General features: G+C 39.7%; 12 protein-coding genes. 10 read left to right on the top strand and 2 right to left on the bottom strand.

Annotated features, from left to right (window positions below; genetic code table 11):
* Positions 1–4 precede the first annotated feature (4 nt).
* The 10 genes from QX565_RS12885 to QX565_RS12840 all read left to right on the top strand — a co-directional run bounded on the left by QX565_RS12885 (position 5) and on the right by QX565_RS12840 (position 14,532).
* Entirely contained in the window at positions 5–3,343 is a 3,339-nt protein-coding gene (locus tag QX565_RS12885; protein WP_289292952.1) for a T9SS type A sorting domain-containing protein, read from the top strand.
* A 128-nt stretch (positions 3,344–3,471) separates the two neighbouring features.
* A complete protein-coding gene (guaB, locus tag QX565_RS12880) occupies positions 3,472–4,947 on the top strand; it encodes an IMP dehydrogenase (protein WP_221649780.1) in 1,476 nt (491 codons plus the stop codon).
* A 216-nt stretch (positions 4,948–5,163) separates the two neighbouring features.
* Positions 5,164–6,711: a peptidylprolyl isomerase gene (locus QX565_RS12875; RefSeq protein ID WP_289292951.1), complete on the top strand. Its 1,548-nt coding sequence runs from the start codon at positions 5,164–5,166 to the stop codon at positions 6,709–6,711.
* A 58-nt stretch (positions 6,712–6,769) separates the two neighbouring features.
* Positions 6,770–7,615 carry a peptidylprolyl isomerase gene (locus QX565_RS12870; RefSeq protein ID WP_221649778.1) on the top strand — a complete coding sequence of 282 codons (846 nt, stop codon included), beginning with the start codon at positions 6,770–6,772 and terminating at the stop codon, positions 7,613–7,615.
* 9 nt (positions 7,616–7,624) lie between these two features.
* The gene (locus tag QX565_RS12865; RefSeq protein ID WP_002562350.1) at positions 7,625–9,016 is read left to right on the top strand and encodes a peptidylprolyl isomerase; all 1,392 of its coding nucleotides are present in this window, start codon (positions 7,625–7,627) and stop codon (positions 9,014–9,016) included.
* A 41-nt stretch (positions 9,017–9,057) separates the two neighbouring features.
* Positions 9,058–10,659, top strand: coding sequence for an OstA-like protein (locus QX565_RS12860; protein ID WP_412664139.1), 1,602 nt, complete (start codon positions 9,058–9,060; stop codon positions 10,657–10,659).
* Positions 10,660–10,663: 4 nt separating this feature from the next.
* Entirely contained in the window at positions 10,664–10,966 is a 303-nt protein-coding gene (locus QX565_RS12855; protein ID WP_221649776.1) for a hypothetical protein, read from the top strand.
* A gap of 66 nt (positions 10,967–11,032) precedes the next feature.
* Positions 11,033–12,916: a DNA mismatch repair endonuclease MutL gene (gene mutL / locus QX565_RS12850; RefSeq protein ID WP_221649775.1), complete on the top strand. Its 1,884-nt coding sequence runs from the start codon at positions 11,033–11,035 to the stop codon at positions 12,914–12,916.
* Positions 12,917–13,002: 86 nt separating this feature from the next.
* Positions 13,003–13,134, top strand: a complete 132-nt coding sequence (locus QX565_RS12845) for a hypothetical protein (protein WP_255585636.1) — start codon at positions 13,003–13,005, stop codon at positions 13,132–13,134.
* 213 nt (positions 13,135–13,347) lie between these two features.
* The gene (locus tag QX565_RS12840; RefSeq protein WP_025867898.1) at positions 13,348–14,532 is read left to right on the top strand and encodes an OmpA family protein; all 1,185 of its coding nucleotides are present in this window, start codon (positions 13,348–13,350) and stop codon (positions 14,530–14,532) included.
* A gap of 82 nt (positions 14,533–14,614) precedes the next feature.
* On the opposite strand, the gene trpS is transcribed toward QX565_RS12840, so the two are convergent.
* Both trpS and QX565_RS12830 read right to left on the bottom strand, forming a co-directional pair.
* Complete coding sequence (trpS, locus tag QX565_RS12835) at positions 14,615–15,715, bottom strand: tryptophan--tRNA ligase (RefSeq protein WP_195571415.1); 1,101 nt, start codon at positions 15,713–15,715, stop codon at positions 14,615–14,617.
* A 96-nt stretch (positions 15,716–15,811) separates the two neighbouring features.
* Positions 15,812–16,570, bottom strand: a complete 759-nt coding sequence (locus QX565_RS12830; protein ID WP_122201951.1) for a BT1926 family outer membrane beta-barrel protein — start codon at positions 16,568–16,570, stop codon at positions 15,812–15,814.
* Positions 16,571–16,700 lie beyond the last annotated feature (130 nt).

The raw sequence follows: 16,700 nt of genomic DNA, 5'->3' as shown, positions 1-16,700 counted from the left end.
TAACATGAGAAAAAAGAACTACTACTTTTTGCTAATGTTTGTCATGATGAACATTATGGCAGTGGCTACATCTACCGTAAAGGCGGAGGCGTGGGATGGTTCGTGGAGAACTATCAGATTTGAATCCGGGGAGGATGAAATAAATTTAGAGTTTACAGCTCCTGAAGCTAAAACTTATACTTTTAAGAGCGATACCCAAGAGTTTGGGATAAAAATTAAAGCTGTATGTGGAGAGGTGACCGAGTGGTCTGATGCACTTCATGGTTGGTTTGGTGCAACAGTCAGCATTGAGGCTAAAGCTAATGAAGTTATTAAGTTGACAGTTGTAACTGATGGAGAAGAATTTTTCCCTATAATAGTGCCAATGGAATTGGTTAAAGACAGTGGGGATGATACTGCCTGGGATGGTACAAAGAAAGATATTACTATTACAGGAGCTGATGATGCAATGACTTTAACATTTACTCCTACTGAATCAAAGCAATGTACTTTTAAGTGTGATACAAAAAGTTATGCAGTAAAAATAAAGGCTACTTGGGAAGGACAGAGTTCTGCAGCATGGTCTGAGGGACTTTACGATTGGGCTGGCGCAACGTTAACAGTAGATGCTGTTAAAGACCGGGTTATTACATTAACAATAACCGCAGCAGAGGAAGAGTCATATCCTGTAACTTTCCCGCTTGAACTGGGTGATGGTAACGGTGATGATGATACTCCTGCTGAACCTTGGGATGGAACTACTATGGCTATTACTTTAAACGATGTGGCTACTTCTAAAACATTCAGTTATACAGCTACTCAAAATGGAATGTTCTATCTCTTTTCTAAAGCTGAGGCTTATGATGTGAAATTTGCAGGTGGAGTAGTTGGAGAACCTGATCTCGTATTAGAGTGGGAGGCTTATGATAATCTGGTAGGTGGTTATTCGGCTATAAAGCTGATGGAAGGCGATGTGCTGAAATTTACTGTGACTTCTACTGAGTTCTTAGAAGGACAAGGTGCAGAGTTTCCTCGTCAATTTTCAATTAGCAGTTTGGTTGTACCAGTATCAGGTTTTTTCCTTCCGGGGGCAACTTTTGAGAATGCAGTCAACTTGCAACCGGATGTAGAGACAATTATTCCTGTAAACGAGAATACCAATGTAGACGATTTTCCTGATTTTGCAAGTTATTCGGAAATGTCATGGTTGCAATTTACAGCACCGATAACAGGGCTTGCCAATATAGATATTGAGCAGTATGTATTGTTTGTATATGAAGGAGAAGATAAAATAGGGGCTGTGGATTATAAGCCGATGATGGTTGTACAAGATGAAAATAATAATAGCCATAAATTTGCAGTAAAAGCCAATACTACTTATTATGTAGTAACTACTAATAATCGTCCAACAAAAGCAACTTTGAAGCTTACGGAAGTTGAAGAAGGCAATGATTGTATTATACCTATTAATATCACTTCTACGACTTCGGCTCTTTCTGTAAAAGCAGGATCTACCTGGTATAACTATACTATAACAAAGAGCGAAGATAGTGCATTTAATTTGTTGGAACTGGCTTCTAATAAAGGTTGGACAGGAACGATCAGTTATTATGTGGATTGTTCAGATGCCGAGCCTGTGATAGATGAAGTGGCAGCCAGTGCTAAATCATACTTTGAAATGGATGTTACCAGAACTAATTATCTTATCTGTGTGAACAGTGCTAAGGCTGTTGAAGATGCTATTAAATTAGTACAGCGTGATCCTAAACCAGGTGAGGCGAAAGTCAATCCGTTAAATGCTAAATTAGGTGATAACGAATATGGTGGTGAAAAACGTAATTATTGGTTTAAGTATATTGCTACTCAGGATTGTATGTTGAAACTTACTTATCCGGAAGATGCATTGACTATGATAACTTTGAATTCCGGTACAACGAATATTGCTAATTATGGTTCTACAAGCTGTATAGTGAGAGTAAATGCAGGCGAAGAGTATAGAATGAGATTTGTGGCATCAAGTACAGATAAGGCTACATTCACAGTTGTTGAAGATGAGAATATTCCATTAGGAGATTATTGCGATTATCCGAGACCGTTTAATCTGGATGAAGATATTGTAATGAAGAACCGGGACGCTCGGGAAGAATGGTATCTATTTACCGCTCCTGATGATGGTACTGTAGAATTTGAAGTGGAAGATAAAATATGGGTTAGAGATCACTGGTCATGTGGCATAGTAAAAGAATGTGGTACTACACAGGATAAATTGTCGTTTGAAGAATTGATGGGAAGGCTTACTTACCGTTATTCTGTAATCAAAGGCGAAACATATCGGTTTACTGTTTATCAGTTTAAGAATGAAGAAGGAGCAGATATTGTAATCAAAACTAAGTTTACTGCAGCAGGTGAAGGCGAATCTTGTGACAAAGCCATCAGTATTGATTTTGATAAAACTGTGATATGCAAAGATGTTGCCAGTGAGACATGGTATGAATTTGTTGCTCCTGAAATTGGCGAATACTACCTGGTAAGTTCATTGGGACAAGGTGCTGGTGTATCTTATAAGATTAATGATTGTAGTACAAAAGCTACAGCCGCAGAAGTGAAAGACTTTATGTATGGAAGAGCGTATACAACACTAAATCTGGTAAAAGACCAAGTTGTAAAAATATGCGCTATTATATCAAAGGATAAGCCGGAAGATCAGGATTATGATTATTCATTAATTGTAAGAAAGAAAGCTCAGGGCGATGATTTGGAAACTCCGTTTGTTGCTAAGGCTGGAGAATATTATGCATTGGGTGCCGGAAATGTAACAACTGCAGCTACTCTGGAAGGATATGTTTATTCTATCACTACCACAGATGATAAACTGGAATTTACTATTCTTACTAAAGAGGCATATTTTAGTGGAAACTTCTTCGTTTATTATGAAGGAAACAGAATTGGATTTACTCCGGCCAAGGTCAAAACAGATAATGGGGATGGTACATATACTTATACCTATACGTTGACTAATACAGCTATTGAAGCGGGTAAAACTTATACTGTTCTCTTCCCGTTCACTGTAGATGGTTTCAATCTGGGTACTTCGTTGATTACAGGAATCGAATCAACCGAATCTTCTGATAAGATTATTGTTTGTCCTAATCCGAATGACGGAAACTTCTGGGTTACTTTAGGTGAACTGGCTACCAATGGTGCTTTGGTTGAAGTTATTAATATGGCAGGTGTAGTTATTTATAAAGAATATACAACGTCAACTATGTTTTCTGTAAATCTGAAAGGTATTACAGCAGGGGTTTACTTTGTCAGGGTATATGCTGATGGTAAAAATGCAGTTGCTAAGCTGATTGTTCGTTAATCGTTTGTCTGGTTATATTATAAAGAATCCTCTTGCCTTCTGGCAGGGGGATTTTTTTATTTCTATTTTTGTCTGTATTGAATAAAAACCGTATATTTGCACGCAATAAATTTTAAACGCATAGCCCTATGTCATTTATTGCTGATAAGATTGTAATGGATGGATTAACGTATGATGACGTTTTGTTAATCCCTGCCTATTCAGAAGTTTTACCGCGCACTGTCGAGCTCTCGACAAAGTTTTCAAGAAATATTGAGTTAAAAATTCCTTTTGTTACTGCCGCCATGGATACGGTTACTGAGGCTAAAATGGCTATTGCCATAGCTCGTGAAGGAGGAATTGGTGTTATTCATAAAAATATGCCGATAAAAGATCAGGCTAAGCAGGTGGCCACTGTGAAGCGTGCTGAAAATGGTATGATTTATGATCCGGTAACTATCAAAAAAGGCTCCACCGTGCGTGATGCGCTTGCTTTGATGGCTGAATATAAGATTGGTGGTATTCCGGTAGTGGATGATAACAGATATCTGGTTGGTATTGTTACCAACCGTGACCTTCGTTTTGAACGTGATATGGATAAACATATCGATGAAGTAATGACAAAAGACAGGCTGGTAACTACTAATCAGTCTACTGATTTGGAAGCTGCTGCACAAATCCTGCAAAAATATAAGATAGAAAAGCTACCGGTAGTTGATAAGGATAACAAACTGATTGGATTGGTAACATACAAAGATATCACCAAGGCAAAAGATAAACCGATGGCTTGTAAAGATTCTAAGGGGCGTTTGCGTGTAGCTGCCGGTGTAGGAGTGACTGCCGATACGATGGAACGTATGCAGGCTTTGGTGGATGCCGGAGTGGATGCTATTGTTATTGATACAGCTCATGGACATTCTAAATTTGTAATTGAAAAATTGAAGGAGGCAAAGAGTCGTTTTCCTAATATTGATATTGTAGTAGGTAATATTGCTACCGGAGAAGCTGCTAAAGCATTGGTCGAAGCTGGTGCTGATGGTGTAAAGGTTGGTATCGGACCAGGCTCTATTTGTACAACACGCGTAGTGGCCGGTGTGGGTGTACCTCAATTATCTGCTGTCTATGATGTAGCAAAAGCTTTGAAAGGTACAGGTGTTCCTTTGATTGCAGATGGCGGGCTTCGTTACTCAGGTGATGTTGTAAAAGCACTTGCAGCCGGAGGATATTCTGTAATGATCGGTTCTCTGGTTGCCGGTACAGAAGAAAGTCCGGGTGAAACTATTATTTTTAATGGACGTAAATTTAAGTCATATCGTGGCATGGGCTCTTTAGAAGCGATGGAAAACGGATCGAAAGACCGTTATTTCCAGAGTGGAGAAGCAGATGTGAAGAAACTTGTTCCGGAAGGTATTGCTGCACGTGTACCTTATAAAGGAACACTGTTTGAAGTGATTTATCAGTTGACTGGTGGTCTGCGTGCAGGTATGGGGTATTGTGGTGCGCAGAATATTGAAAAGTTACATGATGCTAAATTTACACGTATTACCAATGCAGGTGTGATGGAAAGTCATCCTCATGATGTAACAATTACAAGCGAGTCGCCTAACTATAGTCGTCCGGAATAATATAATTCTCGATAACGTGGGAGCTACTGAGTTTACCACGAGTTGATGCGGAGTCTCACAGAGTTATTTTTCTACTATCGTATGGTAAGAAAAAGAATAATACTCTGTGGGACTCTGTTTTACTCTGTAGGAAGTCCTGTTTTTTATTATCGTTAAATACAATTTTTCCAGTCTTTCAGCGTTTAATAGAACGTATGTATATAAACGAAGCTTTGTATGAAAAGAAACTTGGTTTTATTAGTAACTTGTCTGTTGGGACTTTCTGCTGTTGCACAGCAAGATCCTGTATTGATGCGGATAAACGGAAAAGATGTAACTCGTTCTGAATTTGAGTATATCTATAATAAGAATAACTCTCTTAATGAACAAGAGTCAAAAACACTTGATGAGTATGTTGATCTTTTTGTCAACTTTAAGTTGAAAGTTGCAGCTGCTGAAGCTGCTGGCATTGATACCACCCGGACTTTTCGGGAAGAGCTGGAAGGATATCGCAGGCAATTAGCGAAATCTTATTTGACGGATGAAGAAGCCGAAGAAGCGTATGTGCGTCAATTTTATGATGAAATGAGTGCTAAATCCCGGGCTGGTTATGTACAGGTGATGCATATCTTTAAATATCTTCCTCAAACTGTATCAAAATCGTATCTGAATGAAACGGAGGTTCGGATGGATTCAATTTATAAAGTATTATCTGCTGCACCGAATACGGATGACTTTGCAACTTATGTAGAAAAGTTCTCAGATGATAAGAAACCGTTTTGGGTAGGGTTTCTTCAGACACCGGAAGAGTTTGAAGATGTTGTTTTCTCTTTGAATAAAGGAGAAATTTCTAAACCTTTTTTTACTCCTCAGGGTATGCATATAACAAAAGTTCTTGATACCAAAGAGTTGCCTCCGTTTGAAGAAATAAAGGGAGAAATAGCCCGTCGGCTTACCCGTAAATTCGGAGTTGACAAAGGAACAGAGTCAATGGTAGAAAAATTAAAGAAAGAATATAACTACCAGGTGGACGGTGAAGGTATGAAAGAACTGTTGTCTAAGGGTGAAACAGAAAAAGCGCTCTTTACATTAGATAATCACTCGTATACCGGTTTGGATTTTAAACGTTTTGCTGCGTCATTTCCGAGAGGTCTTAAAACACAAGTAGATGCTTTTGTATTAAAAACTGTATTGGATTACGAAAATGGGCGTTTGGAACAGAAATATCCCGCTTTCCGGTTGTTGATGCAGGAATATAAAGAAGGAATGTTGCTGTTTGAGATTAGCAATCGTGAGGTTTGGGAACGCGCAGTGGCCGATGAACCCGGACAGATAGCTTATTTTGCTTCTCATAAGTCAAATTATAAATGGAAAGAACCGCGTTATAAGGGCGTTGTAGTCCATTGTGCCGATAAAAAAACAGCTAAGCAGATTAAGAAATTAATCCGGAAGCTTCCTGAAGAAGTATGGACAGATACAATAGCAAAAACTTTTAATGATTCTGTAGAAGTTGTAAAAGTAGAAGGGGGCGTGTTTGCTAAAGGTGATAATAAATATGTAGATAAACTGGTTTTTAAAACCGGAAGCTTTGATTCTCTGGAGTCTTATCCTTTTACTACTGTTTTTGGTGAAAAACGGAAAGGTCCTGATAGCTATACAGAAGTGCGAGGGCCGCTTGCAGCCGATTATCAGAACTTCCTTGATTCGCTTTGGATAAAGCGTCTACGCGAAGAAAGTAAGGTTGAAATTAACCAAGAGGTTTTAAAAACAGTTAATAACCACTGATATAACCGATTATTGCATTATCTTCGTACCTTGAATATAAGTATAATTTCAGTTGACAATGCGAATAACGGGCCTCTTGCTGGTTTCTCTTTTTTTCTGTATATCATGTGCTGAAAAGCATGATCATAGGGGAAGAACACCTCTGGTGGAGGTTAATGGAACTTTTTTATACAAAGAGGATCTTCAATCTGTACTTCCTGCCGGGTTGACTAAAGATGATAGTTTGCTTTTCGCAGAACATTACATACGCACTTGGGCTGAGGATATTTTGTTGTATGAGAAGGCTCAGAATAACATTCCTGACAATGAAGAAATAGACCGTCTGGTGGAGAATTATCGTAAAGCATTGATTATGCATACTTATCAAGAAGAATTAATCGACCAGAGACTTACCAAAGATATCCCTGAACAGGAAATTGCTGAATATTACGAGAAAAACAAAGAACTTTTTAAACTGGATCGTCCTTTGGTGAAAGGATTGTTTATAAAAGTTCCGTTGACAGCACCACAACTTACCAATGTGCGTAAGTGGTATAAATCCGAAGCACAAGAAGCCGTAGAACATTTAGAGAAGTACAGCTTTCAGAATGCGGTGAAGTATGAATACTTTTATGATAAATGGGTTTCATTGGCAGATATCCTCGATTTGATTCCTTTAAAGACAGATTCACCGGAAGAATATATCAACAAGAATCGGCATGTGGAGTTGAAAGATACCGCTTTTTATTATTTTCTTAACGTCAGTGATTATCGGGCGATAGGAGAGCAGGAACCTTATGAATTTGCAATGCCTGAAGCAAAAGATATGCTTGTTAATATAAAGCGGGTTGACTTTATGCGTCAGGTAAAAGATGACTTGTATAAGCGGGCCATAGATCGGAAAAAGATTATATATAATTATTAAATACAAAGAATGAAGAAGTTTGTAAACTTTAGATTTGTTGTTTTATTTGCCTTAGTAATGCTTGCTAATGTGGTAGCATACGGACAGGACAACGTGATTGATGAAGTGGTCTGGGTCGTAGGTGATGAGGCTATTTTGAAATCGGAAGTAGAAGAGGCACGTTTGAGCGCCCTGTATGAAGGACGTAAAATAGATGGTGATCCTTATTGTGTAATTCCGGAGGAGTTAGCAGTGCAAAAGTTGTTTTTGCATCAGGCGCGTCTTGATAGTATTGATGTTCCCGAAAGTGAGGTTATCCAGCGTGTGGATGCTATGACAAATCACTGGATACAGATGTTGGGTTCAAGAGAGAAAATGGAGGAGTATTTCTTCGAACAGCAGAATAAAACTCCGTCACAGATACGTGAAACCTTGCGTGAAAATGCGCGTGAAGGACTTACTGTGCAAAAGATGCAACAAAAACTCGTAGGTGATATCAAAGTGACTCCTTCTGAAGTGCGCCGTTACTTTAAAGATCTGCCACAAGATAGTATTCCTTATGTACCAACTCAGGTGGAGGTGCAGATAGTTACTTTGCAGCCCAAAATTCCTATTACTGAAATAGAAGATGTAAAAAGTAGGTTGCGTGAGTATACGGATCGTGTGAATAAGGGAGAAACTGAATTTTCTACTTTGGCTCGTATGTACTCGGAAGACCGTGGCTCTGCTATGCGGGGCGGTGAAACCGATTTTATGGGTAAAGGTATGATGGACCCGGCTTATGCAGCGGTTGCTTTCGGTTTGCAGGATCCTAAGAAAGTTTCCAAGATTGTAGAGTCTGAATATGGTTATCACATTATTCAGTTGATTGAAAAACGTGGTGACCGTGTGAATACTCGTCATATATTGTTGCGTCCCAAAGTTTCCGAGAAGGAGTTAATAGAGGCTTGTGCACGTTTGGACTCCATTGCTGATGATATTCGTGTCGGGAAGTTCTCTTTTGATGATGCAGCCGCCGCACTTTCTCATGATAAGGATACAAGAAACAATCATGGATTAATGGTGAATACTAATTCCAATGATGCCATGGCTACTTCTAAGTTTGAAATGCAGGAATTGCCACAGGACGTGGCTAAGGTGGTAGATAAATTGAACGTGGGTGAGATTTCGAAGGCATTTACAATGGTTAACGAGAAAGATGGAAAAGAAATTTGTGCTATTGTAAAGTTGAAAACTCGTATCAATGGTCATAAAGCAACGATTACAGAAGATTATCAGAACCTGAAAGAGATTGTTATTGCTAAACGCCGGGAGGAGATGTTACATAAGTGGATTCTGGAAAAACAGAAACATACGTATGTTCGTATCGATGAAAACTGGAAGAATTGCGATTTCAAATATCCAGGTTGGATTAAAGATTAATGAGAACTAACAACTTCTTTTTTAAATGCATCCTCACGGGGATGCTATGCTTGTTTGGTGTATACCTTCTTTGGGCACAGGGGCAGAAACCACAACAGAAGCCTCAGAAGAAAAAAACGAAAGTGGATCTTCTGCATGCTGATGAGGGGAGGGCAGACAAATTGGCCCGTCCGGATGTGCAGGTGCTTATCGGTTCAGTAAAGTTGCGTCATGATAGTATGTATATGTATTGTGACAGTGCGTTGATCTATGAAAATACGAACTCATTTGAAGCATTCAACAATGTGCGTATGGAGCAGGGGGATACATTGTTTATTTATGGTGATTACCTGTATTATGATGGAATATCCCAATTAGCCCAGCTTCGTGAAAACGTAAAGATGATTAATCGGAATACGACTTTGTTGACCGATAGTCTGAATTATGATCGTATTTATGATCTTGGATATTATTTCGAAGGTGGTACATTGATGGATGAAGAAAATGTACTTACTTCTGACTGGGGTGAGTACAGTCCTGCTACGAAGCAGTCTGTTTTCAATCATGATGTCAAGTTAGTAAATCCCCAGTTTATTCTTACCTCAGATACTTTAAAGTATAATACTTTGTCTAAAGTGGCCACTATTCTCGGTCCGTCTGAGATAGTAAATGAAAAGAATCATATTTATTCGGAACGGGGTATTTATAATACATTGACGGAACAGGCTGAGTTACTTGATCGCTCTGTGTTGACCAATGAGGGGAAACGAATGACCGGAGACAGTCTGTTTTATGACCGTAAGTTAGGTTATGGAGAAGCCTTTGACAACGTGATAATGAATGACAGCATTAATAGAAATATGTTGACTGGTGATTATTGTTTCTATAATGAACTAACTGACAGTGCTTTTGCTACAAAACGTGCAGTCGCTATTGACTATTCACAAGGAGATAGTCTTTTCATGCATGCTGATACTTTGATGATGGTTACATCTCATCTGAATACTGATTCTATGTTTCGTGAGATGCGGGCTTATCATAAAGTTCGTATGTATAGAACTGATGTTCAGGGCGTTTGTGATTCATTGGTTTATAATTCAAAAGACTCTTGTGTGACAATGTACCGTGACCCTATTCTTTGGAATGAAGGACAGCAGTTACTGGGAGAAGAAATTAAAATCTACCTGAATGACAGTACGATTGACTGGGCACATATTATCAACCAGGCATTGACGGTAGAGATGAAAGATTCGTTGCACTATAACCAGGTGTCCGGAAAAGAAATTAAAGCGTATTTTGATGAAGGGGAAATGCGGAAAGTCGATGTTATAGCCAATGTGCTTGTGATTTTCTATCCGCAAGAGGAGGATAGTACTATGATTGGTATGAATACTTCGCAAACCAGTTTGTTAACAATGCATTTGAAAGACCGCAAAATGAAAAGGATGGTCATGAGTCCGAAATCGGATGGAGTGCTTTATCCGATGGATCAGATTCCTTCGGACAAAATGAGGTTGCCTACATTTGTGTGGTTCGATTATATACGTCCTCAAAATAAAGAGGATATATTTGAATGGAGAGGTAAAAAAGAGGGTGAAACATTGCGTAAATCTACCCGAAAACCATTAAATTCGCCCAAGCGTGAATTAATTAATATGAAATAGCTCTATGGGAATGTTTAATAGTGGTATGAGAAAGCCGCGTCGCTTTAATCATCAGTACATTTACGTGAACGAGCGGAAAGAGAAGCTTGATAAAATGGAAGAGCAGGCCAAGCGCGAATTGGGTATGCTATCTGAAAAAGAGTTCTCTCCGGAAGATATTCGTGGGAAGTTCGTAGAGGGAACTACTCATCTGAAACGCCGTAAGGAAAGTGGACGAAAACCTGTACATCTGGGAGTGATCCTTTTGATTATTGCCCTGTTGCTTTTCCTTTGGCATTATTTGCAAACCGGTAGTTGGGCGCTATGATTTATGAGGGAGGTATGTCCTAACTCCTGCTTACTCCTAACTACTAAATTCTAACTACTAAATATTATGAGTGATATCATTCATTTGTTGCCAGATTCAGTTGCTAACCAGATTGCAGCTGGTGAGGTGATACAACGTCCGGCATCTGTCATTAAAGAGTTGGTAGAAAATGCGATTGATGCTGAAGCTTGCAATATACATGTATTAGTGACTGATGCGGGTAAGACCTGTATACAGGTTATTGATGATGGAAAGGGAATGTCTGAAACAGATGCCCGCTTGTCTTTCGAGCGTCATGCAACTTCTAAAATCCGTGAAGCATCCGATCTTTTTGCTTTGCGTACAATGGGATTTCGTGGTGAAGCGCTGGCATCTATCGCGGCTGTAGCACAAGTAGAACTTAAAACCCGCCTTGAGGCTGAAGAACTCGGAACGAAATTGGTTATTGCAGGTTCTAAAGTCGAAAGTCAGGAAGCAGTATCCTGTCCCAAAGGGAGTAATTTTTCTATTAAGAATCTTTTCTTCAATATCCCGGCACGTCGAAAATTTCTGAAAGCCAATTCTACAGAGCTTAGTAATATACTTACTGAATTTGAACGCATTGCTCTTGTACATCCCGAAGTGGCTTTTTCGCTTTATAGTAATGATTCGGAATTATTCAATCTTCCGGTGAGTTCTTTGCGGCAACGTATTCTCGCTGTTTTTGGTAAAAAGCTTAATCAGCAATTACTGAGTGTGGATGTGAATACAACGATGATAAAAATTTCGGGTTATGTAGCCAAACCTGAAACCGCTCGTAAGAAAGGCGCCCATCAGTATTTCTTTGTAAACGGGCGTTACATGCGGCATCCCTATTTCCATAAGGCTGTGATGGATGCCTATGAACAGTTGATCCCGGTAGGTGAACAGATTTCTTATTTTCTTTATTTTGAGGTAGACCCTGCTAATATTGATGTGAATATTCACCCTACAAAGACCGAAATCAAGTTTGAGAATGAACAGGCTATCTGGCAGATTATCTCAGCAGCTGTTAAGGAGTCATTAGGCAAGTTTAATGCTGTTCCTTCGATTGATTTTGATACGGAAGATATGCCTGATATTCCGGCTTTTGAACAAAATCTTCCACCGGAGCCGCCACGTGTACAATATAATTCGGACTTTAATCCTTTCAAAACTTCTTCTTTCGGATCTGGAGGAAGCGCTGCGGGGTATTCCCGTCAAAAAGTGGATTGGGAAGATCTTTATGGCGGATTGGAAAAGGCCAGTAAAATGAATCGGCCTGTTATCGATGAACCAGAGGCAGAACCGGATTATTTCTTTCCTACTGATGCAGAGGTTCAGTCGGTGACTCCTCCGACTTTATATGCTAATGAACCTATTATGGAAAAGGGAAATTTGCATTTACAGTTTAAGGGGCGTTTTATTCTTACTTCTGTAAAATCCGGTCTAATGCTTATTGACCAGCATCGTGCTCATATCCGGGTATTATTTGATCGTTATATGATGCAGATTAAGCAAAAGCAAGGAATGTCCCAGGGAGTTCTTTTTCCGGAAATATTGCAATTACCCGTTTCTGAGGCAGCTGTGTTGCAAAGTATTATGGACGATCTTGCTGCTGTGGGTTTTGAACTTAGTGATCTGGGTGGAGGAAGTTATGCTATTAATGGAATTCCTGCTGGTATCGAAGGGTTGAATCCGGTAGAACTGGTGCGTAGTATGTTACACACAGCAATGGAAAAAGGTAGCGATGTGAAAGAAGAAGTACAAAGTATTCTGGCACTGACTTTGTCTCGGGCTGCTGCTATTGTTTACGGTCAGGTTTTGTCAAACGAAGAGATGGTGAATCTTGTAGATAATCTGTTTGCCTGTGTGGCCCCTAACTATACTCCCGATGGCAAAGTGGTACTTTCCACAATAAAGGAAGAAGAGATAGAGAAACTCTTCAGATAGTGCTTCCCGCACAGGGAGGTACGCCAAGCGATGGTTAATTGATAAAAAAATGAGCTTAATAGATTTGTTTTCTATATGGCACACGGATGAGCCAGATCAGGCAGATGATAACAGGTCTTTCATTTATTGGTAATCAGGGAAAAGAAAATTTGATCCGTCGTCATCTGCCTGATCTGGCTTATCCGTGTGCCATAGAAATAGAACGCTGTTTCACTTAAAAAGCTGATTAATAATCTGTCAATATGCCAATTCATCAATTAGATTAAAGCTAATCATAAAGTAGTATGCCGACTGCTCCATCAGGCTCTTCACTCTCCTTTTCTCACAAGAAAAAACATAAAATCATCTATTTTCAGAACCTTTTATTTCCCTTGGTGTTATTTAAACAGTTTCAATAGGAAAAATAATAACCACTTTAACTATTTAGGTATATGAAAAAGATTCTAATGTTGCTGGCGTTTGCCGGCGTTACTGCTGTAGCTTCTGCTCAGCAGGTTACTGTAACCGAGTTTGAAGAAATTCAGGTTCAAGACAAATATCAAGTGTTAACCAACCCGTTCTGGAGTAACTGGTTCTTTTCTGTTGGCGGAGGTGCTCAGGTGCTTTATGGAAATGGTGATAAAGCCGGAGCGTTCAAAGACCGTATCAGTCCTGTATTAAATGTTGCAATTGGTAAATGGTTCACTCCCGGATTGGGATTGCGTTTGCAATATAGCGGACTTGAAGCTAAAGGTTTTACATACGATAAAACTGCCCCTTATGTAACCGGTAATGAACTGGGTGATGGATATTACAAACAGAAATTTGACTACATGAATCTGCATGGTGATATTATGTTCAATCTGAATGCCCTTTTTGGTGGTTACAATTCACATCGTGTATATGAGTTGATTCCTTATTTGGGAGCTGGTTTCACTCATGCTTACACAAGACCTCACGTAAATGCATTAACAATAAATGCAGGTTTGATAAACCGTTTCCGTATTTCGAGTGCAGTTGATATCAATCTTGAGTTAAGTGCTACGGGAGTAGAAGGCAAATTTGATGGTGAACATGGTGGCAAGCACGACTACGATGGTATTTTCGGAGCTTCTATAGGTTTGACTTATCGTTTCCCGAACCGTGGATTCCAACGTCCGTTCCCGCAGATTATCTCTGAATTGGAATTGAGAAATATGCGCGAACAGATGAATGCAATGGCTGCTGCCAATCTTACATTGCAACAGCAACTACAGGAAGCAGAAAGTCAGCCAACAACAGAAGTTGTGGAACAAGAGGTTATCGTAGATGCTAATATCGCTCCTCGTACCGTATTCTTTAATATTGGTTCTGCCGAGATATCTCCTCGTGAAGCAATGAACTTGTCTTATCTGGCTGAACAGATGAAGAAATTCCCGGATACTAAATATGTTGTAAACGGATATGCAGACTCTGCAACAGGTACTCCAAGCTTCAATAAAGAATTGAGTATGAAACGTGCACAAGCTGTTGTGAATGTATTGGTTAAACAATATGGTATTTCAGCAAACCGTCTGAGCGTTGATGGTAATGGTGGCGTAGATAAATTCGGACAACCTATCCTGAACCGTGTTGTATTGGTGAAATCTAACAATTAAGAGATAGGATTATATAAAAAAGAAAGCCCCGCTATCGGTTTACCGGTAGCGGGGTATTTTCATAAATGATTCTCAACGTTGCTTACTTTTCAGGAGTGCTGAACTTTTTTACTTGTTCTGCTATCAGATCTGCGTCGTCAAAGTAATTGATCTTCATAGATCTGCGAACATCTGCCAGTGTATCGGCCGCAGCGGCTCTTGCCACTTCGCATCCTTGTTTCAACATCTCATAGATGGCAGGAATATCTTTCTCGAACTCTTTCCGGCGGTTACGGATCGGCTCCAATGTCTCCTGCATGATGGCATTTAAGAAACGTTTTACTTTCACATCTCCCAGTCCACCACGCTGATAGTGGGCTTTCAACTCATTCAAGTTCGGATAATCCGGCAGATAACGCTCGAAATGTTCCGGATGGCAGAATGCATCAAGATATGTGAATACAGTGTTGCCTTCTATCTTACCCGGATCCTGTACACGCAGATGATCGGGATCGGTGAACATGCTCATTACCTTTTTCTGTATTTCGTCAGCATCTTCGGAGAGATAAATACAATTACCCAATGATTTACTCATTTTAGCCTTACCATCGGTACCCGGCAGACGTAGACAAGCAGCATTATCCGGCAACAGGATTTCCGGCTCTACCAAAGTTTCACCATAGATGTAATTAAAGCGGCGTACAATTTCTCTTGCCTGTTCAATCATAGGTTCCTGATCTTCACCTACCGGAACCGTTGTTGCACGGAATGCAGTGATATCAGCAGCCTGACTGATGGGATAAGTAAAGAAACCTACCGGGATACTCGTCTCAAAGTTACGCATTTGGATTTCTGTCTTTACCGTCGGATTGCGTTGCAAACGTGATACAGTCACCAGATCCATGAAATAGAAAGACAATTCACAAAGTTCCGGAATCTGTGACTGAATGAAAATAGTAGCTTTGGCCGGATCGAGTCCGCAAGCCAGATAGTCGAGAGCTACTTCAATAACATTCTGACGTACTTTCTCGGGATTATCAATATTATCCGTCAAAGCCTGTGCATCAGCAATGAAGACAAACATCTTACTGAAGTTGCCGGAGTTTTGGAGGTCTACTCTTCTTTTCAAAGAGCCCACGTAGTGTCCGATGTGAAGTCTACCTGTCGGGCGGTCGCCCGTTAATATGATCTTTTCTTTTCCCATTTTCTTTATACTTTTATATATTAGGTGCAGCTTATTTTCGCTTTGGCAAAGATACGAATAAAAAAGGATAAAATAAAAAGGCGGCTATCGCATCGTTTAGAAAGTCCAACCCAATCGGAGAACCGGTTCTATATAAGTCTTAACCTTTGTTGTAATAGCCTTATCGGTCGTTTCTTCGAGGTAATTGGTTTTATCTGCCACTGCTCTGTAAGTCATTTTGCTCGATTTACGGTTCTCCAGTTTCAGCCCAAGCTCTGTACCTACATAGAGTCCTTTGTATACGTAAAAATCCAGACCGGTGAAAATTGCTGCATTGATTCCCCAGTAAGCCCTGTCATTCACGGCTGGCAACATATTTTCAATATCCAGCTCGTCTGCATTTGAGTCAGGGGTAATGGCTCCATTGGTGATTTCGCCCTTGAATGTGGTTGAGAGTTCATTAGAAACAGTTTCTAACTTAGTGGAGGCAAAATGACGGGTGAATCCAAAAGAACCTCCAACATAGATGTTCACTCTTTTGCTGATATCGAAATGACGTTCGTAACCTGCATCCAGACGGAAGTCTCCCACATTATATTTAAATTCGGTCGAAGTGTAATCTGCCTGTGTTTCACCTTCTTCTTTATTTGTAAAGTTAGAATGGTCCAGATTGAATCCCAGTTTCAGGCGAATAGCGTCTTTGTCTGTTACGAAGTAGCGGAACTTTAGTCCGTCCAATTTGAACGTTTCTCCGTTTTGATCAAACGGGTTAAACTGAACTTCAGTACCAAATGAACCTTTACCTGGTTTGTTTTGAGCAGATAGGTTTGCTGCAATACATAATGCGGCAAACAGAATAAGTGTAAGTCTTTTCATGTTTTGAAATTATTGATGTTTACGAGGTGCAAATATAGGAAACAAAATGATGTCGAATACTACTTTGTAGGAAATATTCTTTCCCGAATCTTTTGTATTTATAGAAATAAGTCGTTACTTTGCACAAATT

The organism is Bacteroides sp. 41_26 (assembly GCF_949740115.1).
GTDB lineage: Bacteria > Bacteroidota > Bacteroidia > Bacteroidales > Bacteroidaceae > Bacteroides > Bacteroides nordii.
This window is presented reverse-complemented; position numbering and strand designations above follow the sequence as displayed.

Coding starts and splice junctions, on each gene's coding strand:
- QX565_RS12840 (WP_025867898.1), top strand. CDS start 13,348: ATGAAAAAGATTCTAATGTTGCTGGCGTTTGCCGGCGTTACTGCTGTA.
- QX565_RS12885 (WP_289292952.1), top strand. CDS start 5: ATGAGAAAAAAGAACTACTACTTTTTGCTAATGTTTGTCATGATGAAC.
- guaB (WP_221649780.1), top strand. CDS start 3,472: ATGTCATTTATTGCTGATAAGATTGTAATGGATGGATTAACGTATGAT.
- QX565_RS12875 (WP_289292951.1), top strand. CDS start 5,164: ATGAAAAGAAACTTGGTTTTATTAGTAACTTGTCTGTTGGGACTTTCT.
- QX565_RS12845 (WP_255585636.1), top strand. CDS start 13,003: ATGAGCCAGATCAGGCAGATGATAACAGGTCTTTCATTTATTGGTAAT.
- QX565_RS12865 (WP_002562350.1), top strand. CDS start 7,625: ATGAAGAAGTTTGTAAACTTTAGATTTGTTGTTTTATTTGCCTTAGTA.
- QX565_RS12870 (WP_221649778.1), top strand. CDS start 6,770: ATGCGAATAACGGGCCTCTTGCTGGTTTCTCTTTTTTTCTGTATATCA.
- mutL (WP_221649775.1), top strand. CDS start 11,033: ATGAGTGATATCATTCATTTGTTGCCAGATTCAGTTGCTAACCAGATT.
- QX565_RS12855 (WP_221649776.1), top strand. CDS start 10,664: ATGGGAATGTTTAATAGTGGTATGAGAAAGCCGCGTCGCTTTAATCAT.
- QX565_RS12860 (WP_412664139.1), top strand. CDS start 9,058: ATGCTATGCTTGTTTGGTGTATACCTTCTTTGGGCACAGGGGCAGAAA.
- QX565_RS12830 (WP_122201951.1), bottom strand. CDS start 16,570: ATGAAAAGACTTACACTTATTCTGTTTGCCGCATTATGTATTGCAGCA.
- trpS (WP_195571415.1), bottom strand. CDS start 15,715: ATGGGAAAAGAAAAGATCATATTAACGGGCGACCGCCCGACAGGTAGA.